The sequence below is a fragment of the Xenorhabdus beddingii genome (assembly GCF_002127545.1).
GTDB lineage: Bacteria > Pseudomonadota > Gammaproteobacteria > Enterobacterales > Enterobacteriaceae > Xenorhabdus > Xenorhabdus beddingii.
In genome coordinates this window covers 63,443-89,193 of record NZ_MUBK01000021.1, presented here as the reverse complement: position 1 = coordinate 89,193, position 25,751 = coordinate 63,443, and the positions used below count along the sequence as shown (strand labels likewise).

At 43.7% G+C, this 25,751-nt stretch carries 19 protein-coding genes and 4 pseudogenes; 6 read left to right on the top strand and 17 right to left on the bottom strand.

Annotation, left to right across the window (positions count from 1 at the left end; translation table 11 throughout):
- Window positions 1–88, bottom strand: a pseudogene (locus Xbed_RS20705) (IS1 family transposase); the annotation flags it as partial.
- Window positions 89–145: 57 nt separating this feature from the next.
- Between Xbed_RS20705 and Xbed_RS19455 the strand changes: the two are divergent.
- Window positions 146–307 (top strand): annotated as a pseudogene (locus Xbed_RS19455) (ISAs1 family transposase); the annotation flags it as partial.
- 71 nt (window positions 308–378) lie between these two features.
- Here the strand turns inward: Xbed_RS19455 and Xbed_RS13075 are convergent.
- The 7 genes and pseudogenes from Xbed_RS13075 to Xbed_RS13040 all read right to left on the bottom strand — a co-directional run.
- Window positions 379–552, bottom strand: a pseudogene (locus Xbed_RS13075) (IS982 family transposase); the annotation flags it as partial.
- A gap of 73 nt (window positions 553–625) precedes the next feature.
- Window positions 626–1,945 carry a group II intron reverse transcriptase/maturase gene (gene ltrA / locus Xbed_RS13070; RefSeq protein ID WP_086113355.1) on the bottom strand — a complete coding sequence of 440 codons (1,320 nt, stop codon included), beginning with the start codon at window positions 1,943–1,945 and terminating at the stop codon, window positions 626–628.
- 485 nt (window positions 1,946–2,430) lie between these two features.
- Window positions 2,431–3,025: pseudogene (locus tag Xbed_RS13065) on the bottom strand (IS982 family transposase); the annotation flags it as partial.
- A gap of 233 nt (window positions 3,026–3,258) precedes the next feature.
- Window positions 3,259–4,071 carry a cell envelope integrity protein TolA gene (gene tolA, locus Xbed_RS13055; RefSeq protein WP_086113353.1) on the bottom strand — a complete coding sequence of 271 codons (813 nt, stop codon included), beginning with the start codon at window positions 4,069–4,071 and terminating at the stop codon, window positions 3,259–3,261.
- An 8-nt stretch (window positions 4,072–4,079) separates the two neighbouring features.
- A complete protein-coding gene (locus Xbed_RS13050; protein WP_086113352.1) occupies window positions 4,080–7,040 on the bottom strand; it encodes a TonB-dependent receptor domain-containing protein in 2,961 nt (986 codons plus the stop codon).
- Window positions 7,041–7,101: 61 nt separating this feature from the next.
- The gene (locus tag Xbed_RS13045; protein ID WP_086113351.1) at window positions 7,102–8,577 is read right to left on the bottom strand and encodes a porin family protein; all 1,476 of its coding nucleotides are present in this window, start codon (window positions 8,575–8,577) and stop codon (window positions 7,102–7,104) included.
- A gap of 89 nt (window positions 8,578–8,666) precedes the next feature.
- Window positions 8,667–9,410 carry a Slam-dependent surface lipoprotein gene (locus Xbed_RS13040; protein WP_244182492.1) on the bottom strand — a complete coding sequence of 248 codons (744 nt, stop codon included), beginning with the start codon at window positions 9,408–9,410 and terminating at the stop codon, window positions 8,667–8,669.
- 682 nt (window positions 9,411–10,092) lie between these two features.
- On the opposite strand from Xbed_RS13040, the gene Xbed_RS13035 reads away from it, so the two are divergent.
- Both Xbed_RS13035 and Xbed_RS13030 read left to right on the top strand, forming a co-directional pair.
- A complete protein-coding gene (locus tag Xbed_RS13035; protein WP_086113349.1) occupies window positions 10,093–10,572 on the top strand; it encodes an Hcp family type VI secretion system effector in 480 nt (159 codons plus the stop codon).
- Between the two features lies 1 nt (window position 10,573).
- Window positions 10,574–11,365 carry a DUF4225 domain-containing protein gene (locus Xbed_RS13030; protein ID WP_167371908.1) on the top strand — a complete coding sequence of 264 codons (792 nt, stop codon included), beginning with the start codon at window positions 10,574–10,576 and terminating at the stop codon, window positions 11,363–11,365.
- Window positions 11,366–11,392: 27 nt separating this feature from the next.
- On the opposite strand, the gene Xbed_RS13025 is transcribed toward Xbed_RS13030, so the two are convergent.
- Window positions 11,393–11,719, bottom strand: a complete 327-nt coding sequence (locus tag Xbed_RS13025) for a hypothetical protein (RefSeq protein WP_086113347.1) — start codon at window positions 11,717–11,719, stop codon at window positions 11,393–11,395.
- A 431-nt stretch (window positions 11,720–12,150) separates the two neighbouring features.
- On the opposite strand from Xbed_RS13025, the gene Xbed_RS13020 reads away from it, so the two are divergent.
- Window positions 12,151–12,915 (top strand): GNAT family protein, encoded by a 765-nt coding sequence (locus tag Xbed_RS13020; RefSeq protein ID WP_086113346.1) that lies wholly within the window; start codon window positions 12,151–12,153, stop codon window positions 12,913–12,915.
- Here the strand turns inward: Xbed_RS13020 and Xbed_RS13015 are convergent.
- From Xbed_RS13015 to Xbed_RS12985, 7 genes are all read right to left on the bottom strand, one after another.
- Window positions 12,912–14,411, bottom strand: coding sequence for a surface lipoprotein assembly modifier (locus Xbed_RS13015; RefSeq protein ID WP_086113345.1), 1,500 nt, complete (start codon window positions 14,409–14,411; stop codon window positions 12,912–12,914). The two genes, Xbed_RS13020 and Xbed_RS13015, sit on opposite strands and share 4 nt — an antisense overlap.
- A gap of 117 nt (window positions 14,412–14,528) precedes the next feature.
- On the bottom strand, window positions 14,529–15,200 hold the full coding sequence (locus tag Xbed_RS13010; RefSeq protein WP_244182491.1) for a Slam-dependent surface lipoprotein: 672 nt from the start codon (window positions 15,198–15,200) through the stop codon (window positions 14,529–14,531).
- Window positions 15,201–15,530: 330 nt separating this feature from the next.
- Window positions 15,531–16,361 carry a formate dehydrogenase accessory sulfurtransferase FdhD gene (gene fdhD, locus Xbed_RS13005; RefSeq protein ID WP_086113343.1) on the bottom strand — a complete coding sequence of 277 codons (831 nt, stop codon included), beginning with the start codon at window positions 16,359–16,361 and terminating at the stop codon, window positions 15,531–15,533.
- A 270-nt stretch (window positions 16,362–16,631) separates the two neighbouring features.
- Window positions 16,632–17,270 (bottom strand): LysE family translocator, encoded by a 639-nt coding sequence (locus tag Xbed_RS13000; RefSeq protein ID WP_086113342.1) that lies wholly within the window; start codon window positions 17,268–17,270, stop codon window positions 16,632–16,634.
- Between the two features lie 84 nt (window positions 17,271–17,354).
- A complete protein-coding gene (locus Xbed_RS12995; RefSeq protein ID WP_086113341.1) occupies window positions 17,355–17,987 on the bottom strand; it encodes an alanyl-tRNA editing protein in 633 nt (210 codons plus the stop codon).
- Between the two features lie 349 nt (window positions 17,988–18,336).
- On the bottom strand, window positions 18,337–20,406 hold the full coding sequence (locus Xbed_RS12990; RefSeq protein ID WP_086113340.1) for a plasmid pRiA4b ORF-3 family protein: 2,070 nt from the start codon (window positions 20,404–20,406) through the stop codon (window positions 18,337–18,339).
- Between the two features lie 216 nt (window positions 20,407–20,622).
- A complete protein-coding gene (locus tag Xbed_RS12985; RefSeq protein ID WP_086113339.1) occupies window positions 20,623–21,477 on the bottom strand; it encodes an aspartyl protease family protein in 855 nt (284 codons plus the stop codon).
- Between the two features lie 287 nt (window positions 21,478–21,764).
- On the opposite strand from Xbed_RS12985, the gene Xbed_RS12980 reads away from it, so the two are divergent.
- Window positions 21,765–23,414: an LTA synthase family protein gene (locus Xbed_RS12980; protein ID WP_086113338.1), complete on the top strand. Its 1,650-nt coding sequence runs from the start codon at window positions 21,765–21,767 to the stop codon at window positions 23,412–23,414.
- 71 nt (window positions 23,415–23,485) lie between these two features.
- On the opposite strand, the gene Xbed_RS12975 is transcribed toward Xbed_RS12980, so the two are convergent.
- A complete protein-coding gene (locus Xbed_RS12975; RefSeq protein ID WP_086113337.1) occupies window positions 23,486–24,142 on the bottom strand; it encodes a helix-turn-helix transcriptional regulator in 657 nt (218 codons plus the stop codon).
- Between the two features lie 94 nt (window positions 24,143–24,236).
- On the opposite strand from Xbed_RS12975, the gene Xbed_RS12970 reads away from it, so the two are divergent.
- Window positions 24,237–25,649: an MFS transporter gene (locus Xbed_RS12970; RefSeq protein WP_086113336.1), complete on the top strand. Its 1,413-nt coding sequence runs from the start codon at window positions 24,237–24,239 to the stop codon at window positions 25,647–25,649.
- Window positions 25,650–25,751: the final 102 nt, after the last annotated feature.

Sequence of the window (25,751 nt, the reverse complement as noted above, 5' to 3'; positions counted from 1 at the left end):
GAGGAAATCCGGCTTTACCTGTTCCGTGTTTGCGTACCGATTCGGTTTGGTTACAATACCGGCAAGCCACTTCTATCGTCACCGTCATTTTTAGACCCCTTTAAAAAATCATAAGAATACCACATTAACGCTTTGGAGTCATGACCTTTCCATGAAAGATCCGGATGGAGCAGCCCAAATGGCGCTGTTTAACCGGATTGCTTTAAATGTCATCAAACAACATACCCAGATAAAAGACAGCCATAAATCAAAACGACAGAGAGCGAGCTGGTCAGGCGAATTTCGCCGTGAGCTTATCTTTGGTTAAATTAAATACAAAGTGGAATTCCGCCCTGATGCGGGATATGACACTGGGAACGCTGGGGTTGGTAGCTAACCTCAGCTTCGTTTAAAAATAGCGATATCATTATCCCGTAAATTCAAGCTCGGTTTTTTAGGTTGGAATGTATAAGCAATGAGGCCTGCGGTGATTTCCAGCAGAAAACCGAGCTGACTACGATGTCTTGAATGCTCTATCTGAGAAATATTTTTGAGCTGATCAATGACCGGTTGAGTAGGCCGCAGGAACTGCCCCCGCAGCCTCTCGCAGAACGGTACGTGAGCCTCTCGACTCATACCGCTCCCATCAGGCAAACACACCTGTCATTCCTGCCCGCCAATGGGCAAACAACCCCTTATGCTCCTTTGCGATCCTTTGAAGAAGTTTTGAGGCTTGGGTTTTGTGTCTGCTCAGTGCCTTGAACTTTCGTCTAACCCAGCGCACCCGCGCTTTGTTGAGCTGCCTGAAAACCTTATACAGTTCCGATCGACAAAATTGGCCATAATAGTTCAACCCGCCATTTATCATGGGGTTTAGCCTGTTTGCCATCTGTATCAGGTTCAGTTCTGTCCGCATTCGGATCTTCAACTTACGAATTTTGAATCTCATGGCCTTTTGGGCCGCTTTGCTGACTGCCGGTGTAAAACTCACAAACAAACTGTTTCTTTTACGATTCTTGACCAACCTGGGTCTGAAGGTATATCCCAGAAAATCAAAACGGGTCTGTTCATATTTTCCCTTTCGTTCAATGTCCTTACAGTAAGCAATCCGGGTTTTGGCCGGATGCAGTACCAGTCCACACTCCCTGAAACGTTGTTCCAGCATTTGCCAGATTTCTCTGGCCTGCGCTTCACTCTGGCAGTGAACCAGTCCATCATCTGCATAGCGACACCACTTCATCCGGGGATAATATTTCTGCATCCATTTGTCGAAAACGTAGTGCAGAAATAAAGTTGCCAGTATCGGACTCATCACGCCACCTTGCGGTGTCCCTTTCTCTCGGAATAGCACTTTACCATGACATTCCATCGGTACCGTTAGCCAGCGTTCGATGTACAGGCAGATCCACGGGCTGTTTGTGTGTTTCCTCACCGCTTTCATGAGTAAATCATGAGGAATATGGTCAAACAAGCCCTTAATATCGAATTCCAATACCCAATCCTGCTGCCAGCATCGCTGCCTTGTGACTCGGATGGCATCAATCGCCGATTTATTCGGGCGGTAGCCATAAGAATCCGGCAGAAAATGAGGTTCAACAAGCGGTTCGAAATGAAGTCTGACCACCATTTGCGCCACACGATCCGCTACCGTAGGAATACCCAGCAGGCGTTCACCTCCCGACTTCTTGGGAATAGCGACACCTTTCACCGGAGGCGGATAATAACTCCCTGATGACAGGCGGTTCCAGAGTTTATACAAATTCCCTTTTAGGTTTGATTCAAAATCCGCGAGGGTCTGACCATCCACGCCTGCCGCACCTTGATTGGCCTTAACCAATAACCAGGCACGGTACACATCCCTTTTCTCAATGACAAACGGTTTTGCCTTAACCACCGTATCTCCTCCTGCCTGACAGTTGGATACCGGGTAAGGCTGCCTGACGTGACCCCTTCGCTCCACATTCATTACAAATATTTCCTCACTACTACGAGTCACTCCGCCCCTGTATCACGCTTCGGTACTCTCATACTCGTCAATTCAGTGACTTGTATTTCTTCCTTTACATCGTGATGACAGGTTCCCGCAGTTCCCAGAAAGAGCCCGATACAAAGTCACGCCTACTCTACGCCGGACACCACCTGCGCAGCATTCGGAGTCCACTCACAGATTTATCCCGGAAGATAGAAACGCCCCCGGTTTTGATGTCACTTCTCTTCTTTACGACGCGTCCACATAGGTTCGGTTTTACTCGTCTCTTTGTACCCTACCTGCTGAACTTTTTGTTCATGCTTTGACCTCAACGCTCACAACCACCGCTCTTTACGGCAGCCGCTTGAGGGGGTTTGAAGCCAGCTCCCGACAGCAGACTTCGGTGGGCCGACCACCATCTCCTCCTGAGCTTATGCTACATACTGCTGCATTCCCTATGCTGCTAGTTTGTATGCCTGCGGCACACTTTCTATCAAAAATCGTCTTCTTAACATCAGCCTATCCCAGAGAGATAACGTTTTGGCTTTCAGGGTGACGATCATCCTTGTTTCCTGCAGTTAATTTCACGGCCAAAAGTTCACCACAATCATTGATAACCAGATGAAGTTTAAACCCATAAAACCAGCCCGTACGGGTTTTTCCTCGTTGTGCCATTCCTTCAAATACTCGATGACGGGGAATGCGAAGGTTATGACATACGGAAATTTTGGTGGGATCAATAAAAGCGACCCCTTGGGTTGTCGCCTTACGTGAAGAAAGAAAAGCACATAAAGGAATAAGTGCTCTTTTCTTCAGGGTAAGCATGCGGGTATAGCTGACTAATCCGGGAAAATCGGCGGTAAGATATTGTCTTACATGTTCAATATAAAACGTTTTAAAATCACGATAATGGCTCATATGGAATAAAATAAGGATCATCATAACTTCGCTGAAAGAAAGGGAAGCTTCGCGATTCCGTTGACGTAATCCATTTTCAATGAGCTGTTGATGCCAGAGAGGGATAAATTTTTGGCAAAAGTCATCGACGCAGCAGTAAAGTTCTTCTAAATTAGACATGCCTGAGGATCTCCACGATTTTGTTTTCTTTAGCAAAAACTTTGATCGTGCCTCAGGCACTTTAGTTCCCTTCTTAAGCGAAGCTCAGGTTAGGTATCTATCCGACTAAAGTTGTGCCTTTCTATGCCATTCCCAAAATCAGTGATGAAGAAAGAAAAGCCATGCTGGAATCCATCGTTATTTAATCCGTCACCCTGACGCCATCCTCACCCTTCATGGGAGCGAGGATGGAGTTACCTCAACGCAAAATCGAGGGTCAGTGTCACCTCAGGCGCCATGCCTGCCGGTATGGCGCCTACTGAGCTGGCACGGTTGACCGCATCGAGTGCGGCGTTATCCAATAGGTTGTTGCCGGAGGAACTCAATACTCTGGCAGCGGTTAAGGTTCCGTCATTCAGGAGCGCAAAGTTGATGATGACGGTGCCCTGTTGTTTCATCCGTTTTGCCTTGCGGGGGTAGCCTTTATGACGTTCAATTTCTTGCCGCAATCTTGCCTGATAATTATCCACTTCATGATTTCCTTGCCCGACCAAAGGCTGTGAAGTTGCTGCCCGGCTCATACTGCCTTCTGAACTCATCTGATCGCTACCGTGCGTTTCCTGCTCGGTATGAGGGTTGGTTTGTGGCTGTGGGGATTGGGCCGGTTTCTTGTCCGTCAATTCCTGCGGTTTTTCTTTCTGCTGTTTCCGTTTCTTGGGTTGGTCGGATTTCTGTGGTTTTTCCACCCTGATGTCAGGGTGAACCGCTTTATCCAGCACAATTTCGGGTCTTGTCGGCGATTCAGGTGCGGTTAAAAGTGGCGGCGGGGGAGAGATGGGTTCCGGATTATTCTCCCATGACGGGGTGGCAACCATCGTAATGGACAGCCCCGGAGCAGCAGCGTTGTTGTTGATATGATGAGCCGTGTCATCATAGGAATTATGTCGATTGAACAGCCATATCAGACTGATATGCAATAAAATGGCGATCAGGATACCCGCCAGTAAGCCCTTTTGGGGCATTAAGGGAAAGGAGATGGGATTATCCAATATGGCTGTGTTGGTCATATTATCCTCTAAAACTGACTGGTCAGACTGAGTTTAAACGTTCTGCCCGGTGCCGGCATCATCGAGCGCGTCAGGGGGTCGAGATAATAGCGATTGGTTAAGTTGGTGCCGGTCAACTCTACCGAGACATCCGGGGTGATCTGGTAGCTGATATAGGCATCAACCGTAAACACCGGATTCCAGCGCATCGGGTTATTGGACTGCCCTTTATAAGTATCGGGAAAGGCATTCATCAGCCATTTCTCATCTTTGTTTTCCGCTTTGCTGTGATAGAGCATCCGGCTGCCCAGCTCCAGTTTTTCATCCAGCAGACGCCCGCCGAGGGTCAGGTTGGCTGAGTACTGGGGTTGGATAGAGGTGCGTAAATAACCACCGGCGAAGCCCCCATCAATGCATTCAGAGGTATTATAGCGATTCTGGGAGTCCATTCTCATGACAGAATTATGGTCACAGACTTTGTTCTTTATATTATAAGTCAGCCCCATATCGGTGAAGAAGCTGCCGTTGTCATAACGTGCCTGTAGTTCCAGGCCGGCGAGTTTCTGTTTGTCCAGTTGGGAAAATTTATAGGAATTATCCCGATCGAAGACATTTTCAATCACGGTGTTGTAGTAAGAGAGTTTGATATCGGCATGGCGTTCAGCATTGACCAACTGGCTGAAATCATAAACAAAGCCCACTTCAGCAGTTTTGGCGCGCTCTGGTTTAAAGTGTTCGCCTACTTTCTTCGTTTTTGATCCTGAAAAACCGACTGTATCCTCAAAAATACTGGGCATTCTTACCGCTTCGGCATAACGGGTATAGATACGGAAATCATCCGTGATATAGGCGGTCGCAGAGAAAGTGGGTGCCCAAGCATGATCCTTACGTTTTGCAGGTGCTTCCCAAGGGTCGTCAGCAGCAGGGCCTGATATACCGTTTGCTGGCGTCATTCTTGGACCGTACTCATATTTATAACCTTCTTTACCACTTATTGGGTCGATAACCTTTTCATTCATATCCAGTTGACCATTGAAATAGAGGTTATCGCTTTTATTAAGATGGCCATTGTTGGGATCGTATTTCCAGATGAATTCTTCACTAACCATCTTACGTTCTTGCCCATTGCGGTCGATTATTGTTTCTATTTCTTTGATTTTATTGCGTAATTTTGTTTTTTCTTTTCTGCTTAGTTTGGAATAATACTCGTTATCCCATTTTTTTTTGTAATCATCAGCTTCTTCTACTGTTAGTGCTCTCCAATAACTTATTTGATGTCCGGTTATTTCACGGGCTTTTTCATAAAGCTCATCTCTTGCGGCGCGTCTCTCAGCGAGAAAATCATCTTTAGACCAATAGGAAACGCGTTTGGCTCCGGCACTTAATGCCAGCCATGAAGCAGGACGCCAGTCAACGTTAAAAGCAAGATTGATTTCCTGACGTTGCCCTTTTCTGGCGGGTGACTGGAAGAAATACATATTCTTAAGATTGCGGGTATCATCGGAAGAATCCAGCCGTTCGCGTTGGAAATTTCCCATCACGGTCAGATCCAGATTACGGGTGAGTTCAAGTTTATTTGAGATATCCACACCCCAGCGATTATTTTGGGCATTGGTGACGGATGTATTGATCAGTGTGCCATCAATATGGGAAGCCTTGCCTATTGTGGTGTCTCGTTCCCATTTATAATCTCTATCAACCGGGCTGCGGGGATAGCCTCCTGCGGTATTGGTATTGCTGGTGGTGCGGGTTGTCCACAGGTTTATGTCGAAATCAACATACGGGTTATCGGTGGGCTGCCATTTATAGCTCAGGTTGGCCGATTGCTGGTGGACATGAGCCAGTGGCCACTGGGGCACTTTATTGTCTGCGGGGTTAATCCAGCCCAAGCGTGAGGGCATGATATCGCCAAATTCCATGCGGGTATCACGAAGACCCAATAGCAGGGCCTGGTCATCGGTGAAACGCCAACTGTTTTTGATTAACACAGAACGCATCTCACTGGAGGTATTGGGCACTTCATTGCCGGGGCGATACACTTTGGCGGCAAACGGCAGATAAGGGTCCAGTGTGGTATTGGAATTCTTCATCAGTGTCCTGTCGTTTTCCGTAATGGCGTCATCATAACGATGTGCTCCCCCTTTGCCGGCAAAATAGTTCCCCTGACGGCGGTAAGAGTAGGCCAGCATAAGGTCAAAATATTCCTGCCGTGTGCCCACAGCAATGCGGAAGGCATTATCCTTGAAACCAAACAGTTTATTGTCTTTCGATGAATGAGGAGTGATCTGTAAAGCCGGGTCGGTTTCAATCTCATTTTGGGTAAAATTCGGGATATCACGGTAGTCCTGCCCCAATGACAGGGAAGGCGTGCGTTCTCTCACTGAGTTGCTACTGGTTTCCAGTTTGGTATTGATGCCAAACGTTTCTCCTTTCGGCACCACATCATCAATGTTTAATGTCTTGATGGAGACTGCGCCGCCAATTGATCCTTTAACCCTGCGGTTGAGAGAAGGGCCTTTTTCGATTTCAATGCTGCTGATTAAGTTCGGGTCAATGTAGTTGCGGTTATTGGCGCCATTATAACCACGGCCAACGGTAATGGCCTGTTCTGTACCATCAATGGTGACGGGAATGCGTCCCTGCCCCTGAACACCCCGGATATTGATATCCAGAGCGCCGCCATTGCGGGCATCCCCGCTGTATACACCCACGGCACCTTTAATTAAGTCGGCGGGAGAAGTGCCTTTGTAGCGTTCTATCTGCTCTTTGCCGATATAGATATTGGAGATGTCTTTGTCATAGACCGCATCATAGCCTGCTTCATCTTTATCACTGTTATCCGTGACCCGGATCTTGCCGAGATCCGCCTTGCTGCCTGAGGGGGGAGTCGTCGGTTTGGATTCGGCAAGCAGGGGCGGTGGCACCAGCGACAAAGCCAGCGACAATGCGATTGTGATGGGGGTTAGTTGTGTTTTAACTCGGTATACCATTATTTTCCCTTGCCTCGCTTGGTCAATTATCATCACGCAAATAAAAAACATAAGGTTTTGATTAAAAATACTTTTCCAGCCTGATCAGCACTTCATTTTTGTTATAGCTGTACAGCCAGTCCACATTGCTGTGATTGCGGCGATGGCGGAAAGTTAAAGACGGTGTCATGCCTAATATTTCAGCGGCAGGGATTTTAATGACAGCGGTATAAATTTGTTCATTATCCTGGCGTATGGCACGAAGCATCGGATGGTAGGCCCCAAAACGGCGCTGTTTCAGCGTGGCAAACAGTGAGCCGTTAATGCCGGGATAGATCTGTCCTGCAACCCCTGCCCGAACTCCCCATTGCTGATAGCGATCCACCGGATGCAGGTCGTTGTCCCGATAAACCCAATCACCGCCACCAAACAGGGCAAAATCTTTGCTGATAGCATGGGAGAGGGTGAAGTAAGTTGAAGAGAGTGCGCCATCTTTCCGGCGGTCTGATTCTTGATGACGTAACTTTTTGTGCTCAAGTTCAATACTCAGGGCAGTTTGGGGAGTGAATGCCCATCGCCATTCTGTTTTGGCACCGGTGGCACGGTAATAGCTGTCACCCGCCCGTTGTTTATATTCAAATAAGGGACCAAAAGAGAAATCGTGACTTCTGCTTTTATAGCTGTAGCCCCCCACCAGCAGGAAGGTATTTTCATTCTCATCGTGGTAATCACGGTAGTTTTCACCATATATCAGGCTACGGCCAAAAATGCCGTGATGACCGGCGATCTGATAGCGCCGGCTTAATGTGGCATCATAAGAGGTGCCCCACGCTTTGACGGCTTTTGGTGTCTGCCCTTGATAAAATAAGTCATCTATGGGGTTATGATATTGATAGATGGTTTCCTGATCAGGGGACATATTCACATTATCGTTATAGGCGTAACCGGCCGAGAAAGAGCCACGCCAGCCATTTCTCAGATCGATGGCGTTCAGATAGCTGTTTATGTTCTTCAACACCACGTCGGGTAGCTTTTGTTCTTTATGCAGTCCGGCAAACAGTTGTTCGGCTTCCCGATTTTTATGATCCTCAAAATAGATGCGGGCCAGTTCCAGTTCAATGCGCGGGAAATCAGGCTGTTGATGCAGAATTTGTTGATAATGATAGGCGGCGAGATCTAAATCCCCCTCAAGGCGTGCCAACCCACCTTGGGCAAAATTGACCAGCATGACATCATGCCCCGGCAATGTTTGATAAGCCGTGAGAAAGCGTTTAACGTCCGGCCATTGCCGATGGTTAATGGCGAGGAATAACGCCTGGCCGATATCATTAATATTGTTTTCGACCTGAAAAGTTTGCCCGTTAATCACAATCAGTGCAGCATCATTGTCAACCAAAATAGGGTCGGGGGTAATCAGACTGGCTTCATGCTCCTGCTGGTTATGCTGGGCTTCCTGCCAGATTTTTCGTGGGATATCTTCATCGGCATACACGGGCAGGGAGAGGCATAGAGCCATCAGTGCCGCTGATAATATTGGCGTTATTCTATTGTCAGACATCGGGAAACCAGATCACAAAGCTCACGTTAGTAGAAATAAAAACAGAGAACAGCGCTAAAAGTGAGCACTGTTCTCTGAAAAATTAAGGATTACTGTTTAGAACCACCGAAAGCGGTATCTTTGGTTTTGTCACCTTCAAATTTCGCATATCCCGCCAGACTGGAAGCGCTGTCGCCAAAGAAGTGACCATCCGCTGTTCCAGCAAGGCCACCAATGTTAGCATCGCCTTCAAAACTGGCATCGGAATGGATATCAGCATCAATGTTTATTGTCATTGCGCTATTTGCCAGTGAACCAACCAGCGTTTGCTCACCAAAATCTGCGGTAAATGTACCGGACAGGGCATTGCTACCACTATATTGGTTAATGCCTGTTACCGTATAAGTGGCTGTGCCGTCGGTCGGAATATTGGTGGTAATGTCTTTGCCGGCATAATAAACGGTGTGGGTGCGATCGGATGCCTGACCTGTCTGTGACCATTCACCGAAGTAAACGTCTGCATTGGCAACCTTGCTGAAATGGAACACTCCCATGCCACCGTGAGAGCCGGGTGCTCCCGCCATGGAAATATTGTGAATACCATTATTGTCGGCAGGTGCCATACGGGTCAAACCGGCAAAACCGGTGATCTGTCCACCATAAACTGAACTGACGCCAATGCCGGGTTCGCCACCTTTGCCACCATGTGGGCCTGAACCGGGTTGGGTTGCACCAACCTCAATGTGCGGTGTTGTGTTTTTCTGGCTCTGGCCAAATCCTACGGCTGCCTGAGCTTGTGCCATAAATCCCAATGTGCCTAAAGCGACAACTAATACGTTTACCTTTTTCATCATTATCCTCATTTGGAATGGGGGATCCCTCGTTACCCAATCTAAAAAACGGCCTGATTTATTGCGCGAAAAAAAAGTACATTATTCAAATGATAATGTAAATGATAATTATTATTGTTTGTTTCGCTATTAATGGGGTTTATTAGTTATAATTTATTTTTATTATATTGATTTTTAATGATTATTTATTTTATGGAGAAAGTTTAAGCTATCTGTTTTTTTGTTAAAAATGTGAGTTAGGTAGATTTAATTCACTGAGGTTATTTTGTTGCTAACGACATGATTAGCATTCAAATTATTTTTGTTGAAACTAATTGAACTCCACCCTGTGATGTACTGTAATAGCCTTATATTTTAAATTCAAAGAAGACAAACAAATAAAAATGGTGATTTAAGTCACCATTTTCTTAGTTGCTTTACTCATCCTTTAAAAAATAACTTACACAAATTATTTCTGGTATCACTATAATGTCTATAACACAATGATAAATGAAGAAAAAAAATATCAATTTGATTTATGATACAGAAATAAAACATTATTTAAATATATGTTTATAGCGGAGTAAAAATCTAAAATTTAGGTCAATTTAGACTGATATTGCGAGTATTTAAAACATCAATAATTATGTTGACAACATCAATAATGTTTTTTATTTTTATGTACAAGATAAAAAGAGGGAACAATATGTCTAACATTATATATTTAACGATTAATGGTAAGAAACAAGGTTTAATCTCTGCTGGGTGCTCATCAGAAAATTCGATAGGGAATCTTTATCAACTCGGTCGTGAAGATCAAATTTATATATATGAGTTAAGTCACGCCTTATATAGAGATCAGAATGTCACTCACTCTCCTATGACGATTAAAAAACCAATAGATAAGTCATCACCTTTATTAGGAGTAGCCATATCTAGCAATGAAGAACTAGAATGCTTATTTGATATTTATAGAACGGATAGTGCAGGAGGATTATCAAAGTATTACACATTTAAAATAACAAATGTAACTATTTCAGAAATGAGTTTTATCTGCCCAAACTCCTTAACTCACAATGACGCACAACCACAAGAAAGCGTTTCATTTAAGTATAAAAGTATAACATGGCAACATCATTTAGCAGGAACAAGCGGATATAGCTTTTGGGATGATAGGGTTTATTGATATGTATGATTCTAAATCTAGAGAAAATGATTATTACAACAATATGGTTTCTGTCACCTCAAGAAGCCTCAAAGAAATATCTTTATCAGCATCAAGTCTTATTAAGAACATACCTATAAGACGGCGATTTGAAAATGAGATTTTCAATTTTTCTAAACACCATGTCAATATAGCAAAAAATACAAAATTACCTGAAATAAAAAAACAGGCGATGTTAGATTTAAAAAAAGAACGTGACAACATATCATTCCAAGCAAATGCTGTTAAAAATAATTTAACCAAACAATATGCTCATATTGAAATCAGAAGAAAACTTGATTTTAATGACTATATGCTGAAAGCTGTTGGTATTGTTATAGGTACTACACAAGTAATTACAGGAATTTCAATGGCTTCATCTAAAGTAAGTGGTACCGTTGGTACACTTGCAGGAGCAGGACTCGTAGTTCATGGTTTCGGTTCTATCGAAGAAAATGTTGGTGCAATCATCGAGAATAATGTTTTTTATAAAGGTCATTTTCGACGTGGATATGAATATAGCGCAGAGCTTTTAGGTTTTAGTAGAACCGCAGGAAGTCTAGTTTATGCTGGGGTTGACCTCACACTTTCAGGCTATGGACTATTCCGAAGTGCATTGAAGCCAGAGGCATGGCGATTATTTTATTATATAAATACAGATTATGTTTTTGGTTATCAATTGATGAACGGTTACGGTCTTTTTTTAGAAATTAGTGCCGATCTTATCACTATAAAATCGGCTTATGACATCTATAATGACCCTAATTACAATTAGAGAAAATAATAGCATAATATGATAATATTAGAAAGAATCTCCTTTATATTTTTTCATAAATATAAAGGCCTTGTATCTCAATCTTGCAGCCACCATAAACAATGCAAAAGGAATCACACAGAAAATGGAAAATAAAAAGCCAATAACATTGGCTTTTTCCGGCACTAAAAAAATAAAAACGGAAACAAATAATGAAAAAAACACTATAAATACAACCCTATAAAAACTATCACTCAATTCATTAATCTCTTTTAAAACGCTATGTCCAGATTTTTCAGCAACAAATTTTATTTTTTCTATTTCACGCAAAGTAAATCCACTGTTCATCATTAAATCTTCAATATTTTTATCCATATCATCCTCTTCAATAATAATAAATACAACCTAGTATATCACTTTATTTAAATTTATTAAAAAACCTGATGTATTATTAAAGTTAAAAAGTACTAATTCCTTTAAAGGTCAGGAATACCCAACCAGCGGTGGGAGATGAAGATCACATTCTTTTTAAATTAGAAATTAACATGTGAACAAAGTGTCTTTAATCACCTAAAGATCAATGTATTACAAATGTAGCTGCATAATATCGAATATAACCACTCATATAATGAATTAAACCTCACCCCATAGGGTATATGTTGACTCTCTGTTGTTTTTATCATTCTATAAGTTCTATACCCCATCATTTTCGGGTTGCTGCCAACTCATCAGTCACTTGAAAGAACTTAGGGTATAACATTTTTCATATATCTATTCGGGTGAAAAAGCCTAATGGGAGAGGTGTTATGGAAGCAGGAATCATTATTCAATCGGTTGAAGAAAGGGCAGATCTTATTGATGCGATTGAAGAGCTTATTGATAACAATTGGCCCCTGTTTATGAATCAGGATGCAGTCGCTGAAAAATATTGGGACAAATTATATGAGCCGGGTTTCAGTCGTTTTCAAAAGTTAGCCATTCTGCAACAGGGACAAGAAGAACGTCTTATAGGTCTGCTGAAAGCAATTCCTTTTCCTTGGGAACATCATTCATTAGATCAGTTGCCTGATGAAGGGTGGGATGCGGTGTTAGAAGCGGGGGGAGCCGCCAAAGGAAAAGCGCAGGCCAATATGGTGTCCGCCCTGAGTGTGACGGTTGATCCTGAGTTCCGGGGGCAAAATATCCCGGCTTTATTGATCAACAGCTTGAAACAAACCGCCAGAGAGGAGGGATTGCAAGGGGTTGTGGTTCCTGTCAGGCCAAGTTTGAAAAGCCGCTATCCCCTGCAAGACTTTATCGAATACTGTGGCTGGAAAAATGACAAAGGTGAGCCGTTTGACCCGTGGATCCGCACCCATTGTCGTTTAGGCGCAAAAATCATCAAGCCAGCCCTGCGCTCCATGGATATTTACGGCACTTTGGAACAATGGCAGGCGTGGACAGGCATGAAATTTCCGCAAAGCGGAGAATATATCATTCCGGGCGGTTTGGTGCCGTTGGTGGTGGATGTTGAAAAACAGATGGCTTATTACATCGAACCTAATCTGTGGATGTTCCATAGCTTGGATTAAAAATATTTCTCTAACTGTATCTGTACTTCGTTTTTATCATAGCTGTACAGCCAGCCGACATTGCTGCGATTGTGCCGATGGCGGAAAGTTAAAGAGGGTGTCATTCCCAATATCTTAGCAACAGGAAATTTAATGGAAGCCGTATAGATCTGTTCATTATCTTGACGTTTGGCACCTAATAATGCGCTGTAGGCACCAAATTGTTGCTTTTTCAGTGTGACAAATAACGATCCATTAATACCGGAATAGAGCTGCCCTGCTATTCCCATATTCACTCCCCATTTTTGATAACGAGATGCGGCTTGTTGATTGTTTTGATAGTTCCAACTGCCACCGCCAAACAGCATTAATCTTTTACTGATGGCATGGGACAGGCTGAAATAGCATGAAGACAGTTCGCCGTCTTTCCAACGGTAACGCGGTTGGTAGCTCAATTTCTTATGTCCAAGCTCAATATTGAGGGAGGTTTGAGTGGTAATGTCCCACTGCCACTCTATTTTGGCACCGATGGCATGGTATTCAGTATTTCCTGCTCGTTGTTTATATTCAAACAGGGGACCGAAAGAAAAATCATGGGTTCGGCTTTTATAGCTGTAGCCACTGACCAGCAGGAGCATATTTTCATTTTCATCGTGGTAATGGTGATAATTTTCACCATAAATCAAGCCACGGCCAAAAATACCGTGATGACCGACTAATGGGTAACGTCGGCTCAACGTAGCGTTATAAACGGCACCCCATTCTTTGATAGGTTTTGGTATGTTCCGTTCAATCACGCATTTTTCCTTTATGGGAAGCAGGCAGATCGGTTTCTGGTTGGATGACAGATTGATATTATCGTCATAGGTATAACCGAGTGAAAATGAGCCGTGCCAGCCATTTCTCAGGTTTATTGCCTCCTGATAACGGCCAATATTCTGCAAGATTATTTCTGGTAACTGTTGTTGCTCACTGATTTCTTTAAATAGTTGTTCAGATTCCCGATTTTTATAATCGTTAAAATAAACACGAGCCAGTTCCAGTTTGATACGTGTGGAATTCGGTTTTTGACGCAGGATTTTTTGGTAATAAGCCGTCGCAAGCACTGAATTCCCGTGAAGCTGTGCCAGCCAGCCTTGGGCAAAATCGACAAGTAGCGGATCGTACCGGGGCAGTTTTTTATACGCGATGAGAAGACGTTTTACGTCTTGCCACTGCCGATAGTTAATTGCAAGATACAGTGCCTTAGCGATGTCTTTCTCATTGTTTTCTAGCTTGAATTTTTGTCCGTGGATCACGATTGATGAAGCACCACTCTTTGTAGAAATGGCATCTGACATCATCAAGTCGGCTTCCTTTTTCTGTTGCTTATGTTGTTGATAATATCGTTCTTCTTGCCAAATTTTGTGGCTAATATCTTCATTGGCATGGATTGCCGGGGAGAGAAATGAGAGCAGCAGTGAGGTCAGTAATAGAGGCGCTCTTCTCTTGCCATGCACTTTTCTGTTGTCAGTCATAGAAACAACCTGCGTACAAAGCCCATTTTATTGAAAATCAATGAATAAATAGGGCAAGAAAGATGAAAGGGACAAGAGGCGATAACAGTACCAAAAAGGGTACTGTTATCAGGAAAGTTACTGTTTATGACCACCGAAAGCCGTATCTTTGTTTCTGTCACTATCAAATTTGGCATACCCTGCCAGAGAGGAGGCGGAATCACCATAGAACTTCCCATCGGTGACCCCATTAATACTGTCATTGGCTGTGGCTTGGCCTGAGAATCCGGCATCATTATTTATATTGGCGTCAATACCTATTTTCAGTGAACTATTATTCAGAGAACCATTTAGTTTTTGGGTATCAAAGTTTGCGACGAGTTGACCGGAGAGGGGGTTACTACCGTTATATTGGCTGAGTCCTTTCACATTATAAGTGGCTGTGCCGCCATGTGGCATATTGGTTGTAACATCTTTGCCTGTATAAAAAACAGTGTGGCTGGGGTCTGATTTATCGGCGGTCACTTGTGCCCATTCACCGAAGTAAACTTCGGCATTAGGCACCTGACCAACATCGATATATTGATCCTCGACAAAAGGGATACCTTCACTTTTGTATCTATAGATGCCGTTTCCGTCGAGGGTAGCGCTGTCTTTCAGTTCAGAGGCGGGGAGGAGCTTATCCCCTACGATCGGTATATCAGTGATTCCTATAGCCGGTTCACCATTTACCTCTCCGAGTATAATGTGTTGTTTAGTCTGCTGTTGGCTTATACCATAGCCAACCTTTGCTTGTGCTTGTGCTGTCAATCCTAAGATTCCTAGCATAGCGATGAATATATTGATCTTTTTCATTATTGATTGGCCCCGCTGGATATTGAGTATTTTGTTATCCTGTCATGAGAATGTTCTGGGGTTTTTTGCAGGGTTTTTCGCATTGAAAGTAGCACAAAAAACACTCAGTCATTGGAAATATATACTTCACAAAGAGGGGTGTAAATAATAAGTTATCGAAATGTTTGTTATTTGTTGCATTTTGTTTTTTGAAACAAAATATGAGATTTCAATTTATTGAAATTAATTTATTTTTCTTTCTTGGTGGAGAAAGAGAACGGATTTGTGGATGTATCATAGCCTTGATTAATCCAAAATTCGTTGCGGATGGGTATACACGGTTGCCCGTCCCGGCTTGCAAAAACCAATCAACGTTAGATTGCATTTCTGGGCGACCTCGATGGCGAGTGAGGTCGCAGCGGAAACGGCAAACAAAATTTCCGCTCCACAATGAGCGGACTTCTGTACCATTTCATAACTGGCGCGGCTGGAAACCAATACAGCACCTTGGTGCCAGCCTGTTTTTGACCGCATGCCCAGCAACTTATCCAATGCAACATGACGGCCGATATCTTCACAACCGCCGAGCAATTCCCCTGTAGGATTAATCCAGCCGGCAGCATGGGTACAGCCAGTGAGTGCACCGATTTCTTGAATACGAGGTAATTGAGCCAGTGCAGTATCAAGATGAGAAAGTGAAAATGTCTGGGTGAACGGCAGGGGGGTTATGGGACGAAAAATTTCGGTGAGTTGTTCCGTGCCGCAGATACCACAGCCGGTTCTGCCCACCATATTGCGTCGGCGCTCTTTCAATGCAGCAAAACGGCGATTCGACAGTTCAACATGCAGTTCAATACCGCCGTGGCAACTGACGATGGAATCAATGCCACGAATGTCTTGTGGGGAAATGATGATCCCTTCAGACAATGAAAAACCGATGGCGAAATAGTCTAAATCTTTAGGGCTAGCCATCATAACGACATGGGAGATCCCGTTATAAACTAAGGCGATCGGAACCTCTTCGGCCACCCAGTCCGGTTTGGAAACCTTCAGGTGATTTTTTTGGATGACATTGATTCGGAAAGCACCGCAAGTACCTTCAATAGCTAACTTATTTCCTGACTTTGCATCATCCATTAGTGAATTCCCCCGACAGATTAATTTATCGTACTGTTTATAAGGGCGGGGAGGATGTCAAGTTTTTCAGATTTGATAGCTTTTTGCACTTCGCAGTTGAATTCGTCAGTGACTGTTTAATACATCACTCATATTGATGGTTAAATTCGGTGACCACTTAAGCGGTCACCTTAACTTTTTAATGCTTTCAGACTACGACAGTAATCATTTGTCTATTACATAATAAAATTGACACTAAAAAGTTTGTTGCAAACTCTATTTTTGGAAAATTTATACAGAGATAAATAACAACCGAATAGCGAAACCGATCAACACAACGCCCATTACCCGTTCAAACCAATATCCTTTCTGCATGAACTTATTACGAATCAATGCATTTGAGAACATGAGGCTAACCAGCACAAACCATATTGCGTTGACCACACACATCCACAAGCCATAAAAGGCTTGTATCAGAGTCGGTGTATTACTACTCACTACCGTGGTGAAAATCGCCAAAAAGAACAATGTTGCCTTGGGGTTTAGGGCATTTGTCATAAAGCCCATCAGAAATGCTTTCCACCGACTCTGCGAAACCTGGATAATTTCTTCACTCTCTAAGGCATTCAGGTTGGTAGGTTTACTTCTGATAAATTTAATACCGAGCCAGATGATATAAATAGCACCGACGAGTTTTGCCACATCCATCAACCAAGGCGTCGTATGCATTAATGCACTAATTCCCACCAGTGTATAGATGACATGGATTGATATTCCTGCTCCAATACCGATTGCCGTACATATTCCAGCTAAACGACCAAACTTTACACTCTGTCGTATAGTGACCGCAAAATCCGGGCCTGGGGCGACTACGGCTAAAAAATGAATCACCGCCAACCCCAGAAATTCTCCCCAATAGTCAAATAACATATTGTCCTTTTTTACTTATCAATATTGTTCAAAAATAACGTATGTTCAAAACTAGCATTCATTCACAAATAACGTAGTTCGCGGTTAAACCACATCGTAATATACGGTTAAGTGACCTTTTTTCATTTGCGCCGCCTGTACTTTAATATCTCCCAGTTGCCCTAAAGATGTCACATGAGTGCCGCCACAAAGATAAGGCGTGAAATGACCAAAACTGACTTCTCGGAGTCCATCATCTCGTTGGGTCACTTTGCACGGTAGATCTTCCGTAATAAAGTTTTTGCATATCACCTGAATATCTTCTGCCGATACGTTTTGAGCATCCTCTCTTGCTTTGAATACGACTTTACTTTCACCCGGCCAATGGTGGGCTTTAATGGGATGCCATATAGCAAGTTCAACGACATGCCCGATAAGATGTCCAGCAGAATGCAAGCGCGAATATAATTGGCGAAGTTCACCATCAACACGAGCAAAAGCATTTCCCTGTGTCACTGGCGCTGTTGTCTGATGGATTATTTCCCCCTCTTCCATAGCTACATGAACGACAGCGACCTCATTAATCCATCCTATATCACTAGGCTGCCCTCCTCCCTGAGGGTGAAACAGGGTGGATTTCAGTCGTACGGAATAACGTCCATCATTGCGAGGGACACAATCAATTACTTCAACATCACCCGCCAATATTTCACTGGACAGATAAATACGTTCAGTCATATTTCATTTCCCGTTATTTTTATTGACGTCTATTTAATTGAATAGTCATATCCAACGCAAGGAATAAATATATAAAAATGATATTTATAATATTGTCGAGGTGTGATTTTTTTGTTATCAAAAACTTACATTGTTATGCTGGGTTTCTTATTGAATATAACCAGATGGGAATAATTGTCTGCTAAGGATATAATAATTACCAATAATATAATTACTGTATTTAATAGTATCGAATTGTGATTTTCATAAAAATAGAGTGAAATTTATTTCTTACAATCACAAAGTGAAAGAAACCGGAGGCTGTTTTACCCCTCCGGTTTTGTAAGATGGATTGACGTTCAGCGGCTGATTATTGGGTAAAAAGTGCCCTTAACCTCTTATTAACCTGCTGTTTATCAAACGGTTCCAGTGGCTCACTTGGCGATAATCCCACCCACTCTAATTGTTCCGCTTCATCTTCCGTCAGCGTTTTCTTTTTTCGCAACTTGAGCAAATCATTCCAACTCCAAATGCCACCTGAATTTTCTGCCGGGCACATGCCATTACCCGCAGTCACTTCAGGCAGGAAAATATCTTTTTGCAGCACTTTTTCTACGGTCACCAGATGGAACCAATCATCACCAAAGTCGTATTGGTAGCCGAGTTCGTTCCCAATCTCATGCAAAAATGCACCGATACACACTTGGTCATAATGTTCTTCCGGGATGGTGATCCTGGAATGATGAAAACTGAATAGATGAGCATGTTCCCAACCCATGACATCTTGTATCACGTCATGAAATTCATTCAGTGTTAACTGATTGCTGATACGAACCCGACGCCATACGGGTGGACTGGCATCCAATAAACTGACTTTGAGAACCAGCCCTTGTGGTTGAATCTCATCATTTTTCATCAGGGGAAAATATTCAAAACTGATCTCCGCCAGAGTATCAAATAAAGCAAATCGCTTGTTAATTAACGCGGGATCTTGGAGGGCATGGGCTAAATCTAAATATTGTTCCACCAAATAGGGTTCTTGTTGTGACTGTCTATATTGCTCGATTGTCGCGGAATAAGTCAGACGTTCAGTAAACCGTTCCCGGTTTGGGTAGTAATAGAGTTTTAATAAATCTCTGGGCTTTTTCGCTTTCAGCAAACATTCTTCCGGCGCCAGCCAGCTCAGGACTAATGGTGTCACCATGGCGAGGCCAAGGCGATGATGCTTCTGCCGTTGTGGATCGGCTTGATAACCCAGCTTCAGGCTCCAGTGTTCAAGTTCAAACGCTTCGGGTTGTGTCCATTCGAAAGGCAGTTGCGATAACCAATAAAGTGAGTAGAGATCGAGCGGGGTGTTTTTGTTTAGCTGAACGGAAAGTATCCACGGTAAAATTTGTTGCAGCCAGTCAGGGGAGACGGGGATAAAGTCAATATCAGCGTCTTGAGTTCTCAACTTTTCAATCAGTTCGGGGATGGTTTGGCCAGGGTCAATATTCAGCATACTTTCACGGATACCCGATTTAAAATCTAGCATCATACTCATTTGGGTTTTTTGCCCGTCCAATGTGATTACCATCATCATGCTGGCACAGTCATTTCCATCAACATGAGTGACGTATAATTCGTGGATCTGGGCGGTTTCCCGCACGTTGTTGTGTGCAATCGCCCTTTTTTTCCAGCGGCTGAAACAAGGGTGAATGGCTGGATGGCGGTTAAATCGGGCGCACAAGTTTAAAAGTTGCAGATAGGATGAATTCTTCCATGCTGAGGCAGAACAACTATCCAATATTTGCGCACTGGCAAGGGCAACCGGCTCCTCAAAGTATTGGGTCAATAGCAGCAGGGCATCTATGCCCCATGGATATTGGGTCACTTCCGAGAGTAAATGGGGTAAGGTTTCCTGAGGAACAACGGAAAAACCGTGTTCAAAAAAGTCGATGAACTCAATGCCAGACTGAATTCCAAACTGTTCAAACAGTTGGCTTAAATTTGGGGGACTTGAAGGAAAAGGGGTGATGTTGGCGTTATCAGCATTTTGTTGGACGCTCAGCAATTGGGCGATATCAATCTTGATATTAAACTGATTTTTTTTCAAGATCGACAAACATAACAACACACATTCGTCATTGAGTTCAAAATTTTCTTTGGTAAAAATCAGGAATTGCTCAATCATCTCCTCAAATTGGTGTTGGGTTCCTTCAGGCAATTTTTTGGCGGTGAATGCCATCTCCCCTACCGCCACTTCAACCCAATGGTTAATGCTGTCCCCTAACTCGTCCATCATCTCCTTGGGCAGAGCCAACACCAGGCTGAACAACAAGAAGAAATTATCCGGATCGGAAAACCACTGCATTTGTTTGTGGGTCAAGGAGCGTTGTTTCTCTGGGGTATGGGCGTATTTTTCTATTGCAGATAGCAATTTTTCAGGTGTCAGTTTCATAATAAATTTCTTCAGTTATTGATGTGCCAGCGTAACCTAGAATAGTGCCAATGGTCATGCAGGTAAATCCACCCCTTTCCTTGCCATTATGACTTTCAGTTTAATCTGAATGGTCGATACGGGCAGATACCATGATGCTGGCTGCTACATTGCGTCATGCAGGCATTTTCTGACCTTTTGCGGAAAAAAAAGCCATTCACCCGCAATCGTTAATCGTTATTTAGGTAAGCTCATCAGCAATTGGTCATCCGATAGGATGAGAACTCGGTTTGCAAGGTAATCATCACCTAACAGGCCATCAAAATCTATCCGTTTAGCCGGATCTATCTTGTCATCAGAAAGCTGTAAGACAAGCGCAGAGAGCTTAACGCCATCCGGTGTCACAATAGTTTGTTTCGGACAGGACTGCGAGAAATTAACACATCCTTTCTTCTCTGAACGTGTAAAAAGCACTGAATGGCTTGCTCCTGTGTCGATAACCATGCGGTTTATCTTCTCATTGCCAGATGACACACTGATTTCTATCCCGCTTTTTGTGCGGGTAAATGGGATCGACTGCCAGCGGTAGCCATCAGGAAGTGCTTTAAGATGGTCGGTTATTGTCAGCCTCTTTGAAGCGTAGTTGATAATCAGTGTCTTGTTTTTGGCGACACCCAGCCCTAACACGCCATTGATGAGAAGTTTTCCGTTGTCATCCAACATGCCGTTGCCCCACGGTTTGAAGATTTCAACGTCAACATCTGAAAGGTTTTTTCCGTTAACAGTGATATCAGCGACTTTTGCTACTCGCGTAGACTTTTCAACGCCGAAAACATCAATGGAATTTTTGGTTTCTGTGGGATGATTCTGCGCCGGAAAAATCGAATCAAAGGTCGATTGAGGGAGATAAAAGGCACCGGATGCCCCTGTATCAATTGCAATTTTGTCAATCTCTTTGCCGTTGATATTGAGCGATACTGAAGGGGTTGCACGCTCAAGGTAAACAATCGGCACGCTAATCTCTGCCTGGACTGCTTTGGCCGGAATGACCGTCAGACACAGTGCCGCGCACGCACTCAAAACGCTGTTCATTTTGATAAACTCCCATTTATAGAAATACTTACAGTAATCCGTTCAAAAACAGAGAGGATGAAACAGAATCTAGTATAAGAATATTTAATGCTATAAGACGAAACCCTTTTTCGTGAGCTATGTCGCTGAACATACGTTTAAATGGTTAGGCAATAGTGGAACTCCTGTGAATTCACGTTGTCTCCATTGGGTGCATCTGCTGCATTTCGTTTGAGGTATATTTGACAGCTTATGCTATTTTCAGCGGGTGATGTAAAACTGAACTCATAGGTGGAATTCAATAGAGTATGAAGAAAAAGATCATCTCAGGGATTTATCTTGGATTGCTGTTGATTGCTTCCTTGATATTGGTGTTTGAAAAGGGCGGGGATATTTATCCTGCCCTGGTGTCTGTCGGCGTATTTGGCACCCTTTTTGGGCTGGTTTTTTTAGTTTCAGCACGTTGGTTATTTTCAACAGTGTTGACGGGAACCTTATTTATTATCCTTAAATTCCTTAACCAGATAAAAGTCCATTATTACAAAGAACAACTGATGTTTTCCGATTTGAATGTCATGTTAGACCCTTCAAATCAGGAAACCCTGCGCCATTATTGGCTGGCAGGCATCGCGGTGGTGGCGATGTTCATCTGGTTGATATTCAATATGATATTGAGTTGGAAAACGGCGCTTTCTGCTCGTGGGATCAAATGGCGCCTCGCCAGTCTCGTTTTGGTGGCCGCCAGTGTTTGCGGGATCAAACTGACGGTCAATGCCTACCACGTTCAATGGCAGAATGAATTGCCGAAAGGTCGGGGAACGGTGACCAATATGGTGATGTCAGCGATGGATGCAGAATATCAACCGCCAAAATTTGGCACATCTGCTGACTATTTCTTGCAACAGGCGAAAAAGGTGACTCTGCCTGCACCACAATCAGAGGTGAAACCCGATGTGGTTTTGTTATTGCAAGAATCTACCGTTAATCCTCATCTTTACCAATTACCCGCTAATGTTAAGTTGCCGGATCTTTATATGTTCCAGCGTGATGCCGGTGTCCGCGCCCAAAGCCCGCTAAGGGTACAAACTTTTGGTGGCGGAACATGGTTATCTGAGTTTTCTGTTTTGACGGGGTTGAATACGGATGATTTTGGTTCACGCAAAAATTCGGTGTTTTATTTTGTGGTCGATCACCTGCAAAACAGTTTATTCCACGCAATGAAAGACAATGGTTATTACACGGTTGTGCTGACACCATTTAATAAATCGGCCTACCACGCAGGACACGCTTATAAGACACTGGGTATTGATCGGATTATCCAGCCACAAGAGTTGGGCTACCCAGCCAGCATGGATGAAAATCTGTGGACGATTTCAACCCGGGATATGCTGTCGTATGTGAAAACCATTTTGGCTAAGGAAACCGATAAACCGATTTTCATCTTCTCTCTGACCATGTATGAACATGGCCCTTATGAAGAGAGCCACCATGATGATTATGGATTGACGGGCAATGTTGAGCGTTCGACAGCGGTAGGCAAGTTTAGCCATTACATGGAAAAAATCACGGCTTCCGATCCGGCGATCAAGGACTTTAGTGAATTCGTTGCCGGGCGCGATAAGCCCACGGTTTTCCTCTATTTTGGTGATCATCAGCCGAACATCGATTTTGAACATTACCACTCTGCGTTGTCTGATCCGGCTCACCTGACCCAATTTACCCTACGGGATAATTTGAAACAGGGGGCTTCTATTACAACGGGTAAGCTGACAGATATTTCTTTTCTCGGCGGAATGATTTTGGAACGCGCCCGTTTGGCGGCTCCGGCGTTTTATCAGGCCAACATGATTATGCGTCATTTGTGTGATGGTGCTTTGAATGATTGTCAGGACAGCGCACTGGTAGAGAGCTATAAGCATTACATTTACCAGCAGTTGAATGCGGCAGGCAAGGGATAACGGCGTTTTTACTGTTTGAAATTCACCAATAAAAAAACCTACGCAAGATCATTTGGGTAGGTTTTTTAGCATTATGTCAATGGCGTGATGCGATAAGCACAGCGTCGGTGACCACTGAGGATATATTCGGTTCTTTCCACATTCGCTTGCAGAATTTCCCGAAACAACTTCAATTCAGTCCGACAAAACCCCTGACATATTTTGGCCGCACTACAGATTGGGCAATGGTTTTCGAAAAACAGCATGTCACCGTTTTCTTCAACAGAATAATGCGCCATATAACCTTCCTGACAGCGTATGGCAACCAGACACTCAACTTTCTCCTGTAACCCGTCCACATTTTCCATCGCCTTTTGATAGTAGGAAAAAGCCTCTTCTTCGCGGGTACGAATAATCAAATCTATGGCTGATTCCCCCAATTGGCTGCGAATAATCGTAATCAATTGGGTCGTCAGCTCGGCATGGGTGTCGGGAAATCGGGCATGGCCTTTCTCAGTGAGATGCCAAAGCTGGACAGGACGCCCGACTCCCCTTGTTTCTGCGTTCGCGACAACCAATCCCTCTTTAGCCAGTTTGACAAATTGTTGACGGGCTGCTTCCCCGGTTGTTCCCAATTTCTTGCCAGCATCAGAGGCTTGTAAGGCACCGTGAGTTTTAAGCAGCATTAATAGCTTGTCACTCACGGTTTGCCCGTCTTTTATACTATTTACCAAGTCATGGCTTGACATATTATGGGCTCCGACGTTAGTTTATTCCAAGATTTATCTTGTTTAATTTAACGTAAGATTTTTCACAACTCAACCTGCGTTCAGGATAACGATGATGATAATGACTGAGGAAAGCCGCTGGAGGGATCTTTTTTCCAGCAAAAATGCGCCGAGTGCGATAGCACTTTCACTGGGCGTGGGATTGATGGCAACCAATACTTTAATTGCGATTACTATTTTACCTTCTATTGTCAAAGATATCGGAGGATTGAACTTCTATGCCTGGAATACGACATTATTTGTTGTGGCATCCATTATTGGTTCCATTCTTTCTGCCAGATTACTGAGTTCGTCGGGCGCGAGAAATGCGTATTTGGTTGCCGCGCTGTTTTTTTTCATCGGCAGTTTCTTTTGTACTTTCGCACCGACTATGGAAATCATGCTGATTGGCAGGACCATTCAGGGATTGGGAGGAGGATTTTTGTTTGCGCTTTCCTATCTGATGATTAATCAAGTATTTGAACAATCACTCTGGCCCAGAGCCATGGCATTAGTTTCTGGGGTATGGGGCGTAGCAACCTTAATCGGACCCGCTATTGGCGGCATTTTCGCTGAAATGAACGCGTGGCGTTATGCATTTGGCATTATGTTACCCAGCATTTTGTTGTATGCCCTATTCACTTATCGAATTTTGCCCAAAAAACAAGTACAGAATACGACGAAAACGGCACTGCCGATTGTGCAGCTCATTCTGTTATCCGCTGCTGTACTCGCGGTTTCCTCCGGGAGTCTGTCACAAGATGTACGTATCAATATTACCGGCATTGTGACGGCGGTGATATTGGTATCCTTATTGTTCATCCATGAACGCCGGACTGCAGCGAGATTGTTTCCCGAAAATGCGTTGAGTTGGCGCTCTCCCCATTTGATCTTATTCGCAACCATGTCGCTTTTAGTGATCGGTTTGGCAAGTGATGTTTTTATACCCTATTTTCTGCAAATTCTGCATGGGCAATCGCCGTTAGCTTCTGGTTATACCGTCGCTATCGCCGCCATTGGTTGGACCGTCGGGGAAATGCTCAGTGCCAGTTGGCAAGGTGCGAAAATACGCTTTGCGATTGTAAGTGGCCCGGTCTTCATGTTGATGGGGATATTACTGTTGCTTGTGATGCTGCCTTCCCCATCAACGGGGGAGTGGCAAATAATACTGCCTATCGTGTTGGGATTGGGGCTGTTTGGTTTTGGCGTCGGTTTTGGTTGGCCGCATCTTTTGACCCGTATTTTGCAGGTTTCCAGTGATGCTGATAAAAATATCGCTGGCTCATCCATTACGACCGTCCAACTATTTGCCACGGCATTCGGTTCTGCGCTGGGTGGTATGATCACCAATATATTTGGATTCTATCAACCCGGTGGCGTAGCGGGAGCCGCCTCTTCTTCCCATTGGTTATTTTTACTCTTTGCGATTACGCCGATATTGGCATTATGGACGGCGTGTAAATCAGCAAAAATTAACGCAGAGCAATAAATTAACTCTCAACGGCATTATCGAAGAAATAATGCCGTTTTCTTTTATTATGCACAATGGGATATATCCCTATAATAGGGGCGATTGATATCATAAATAATA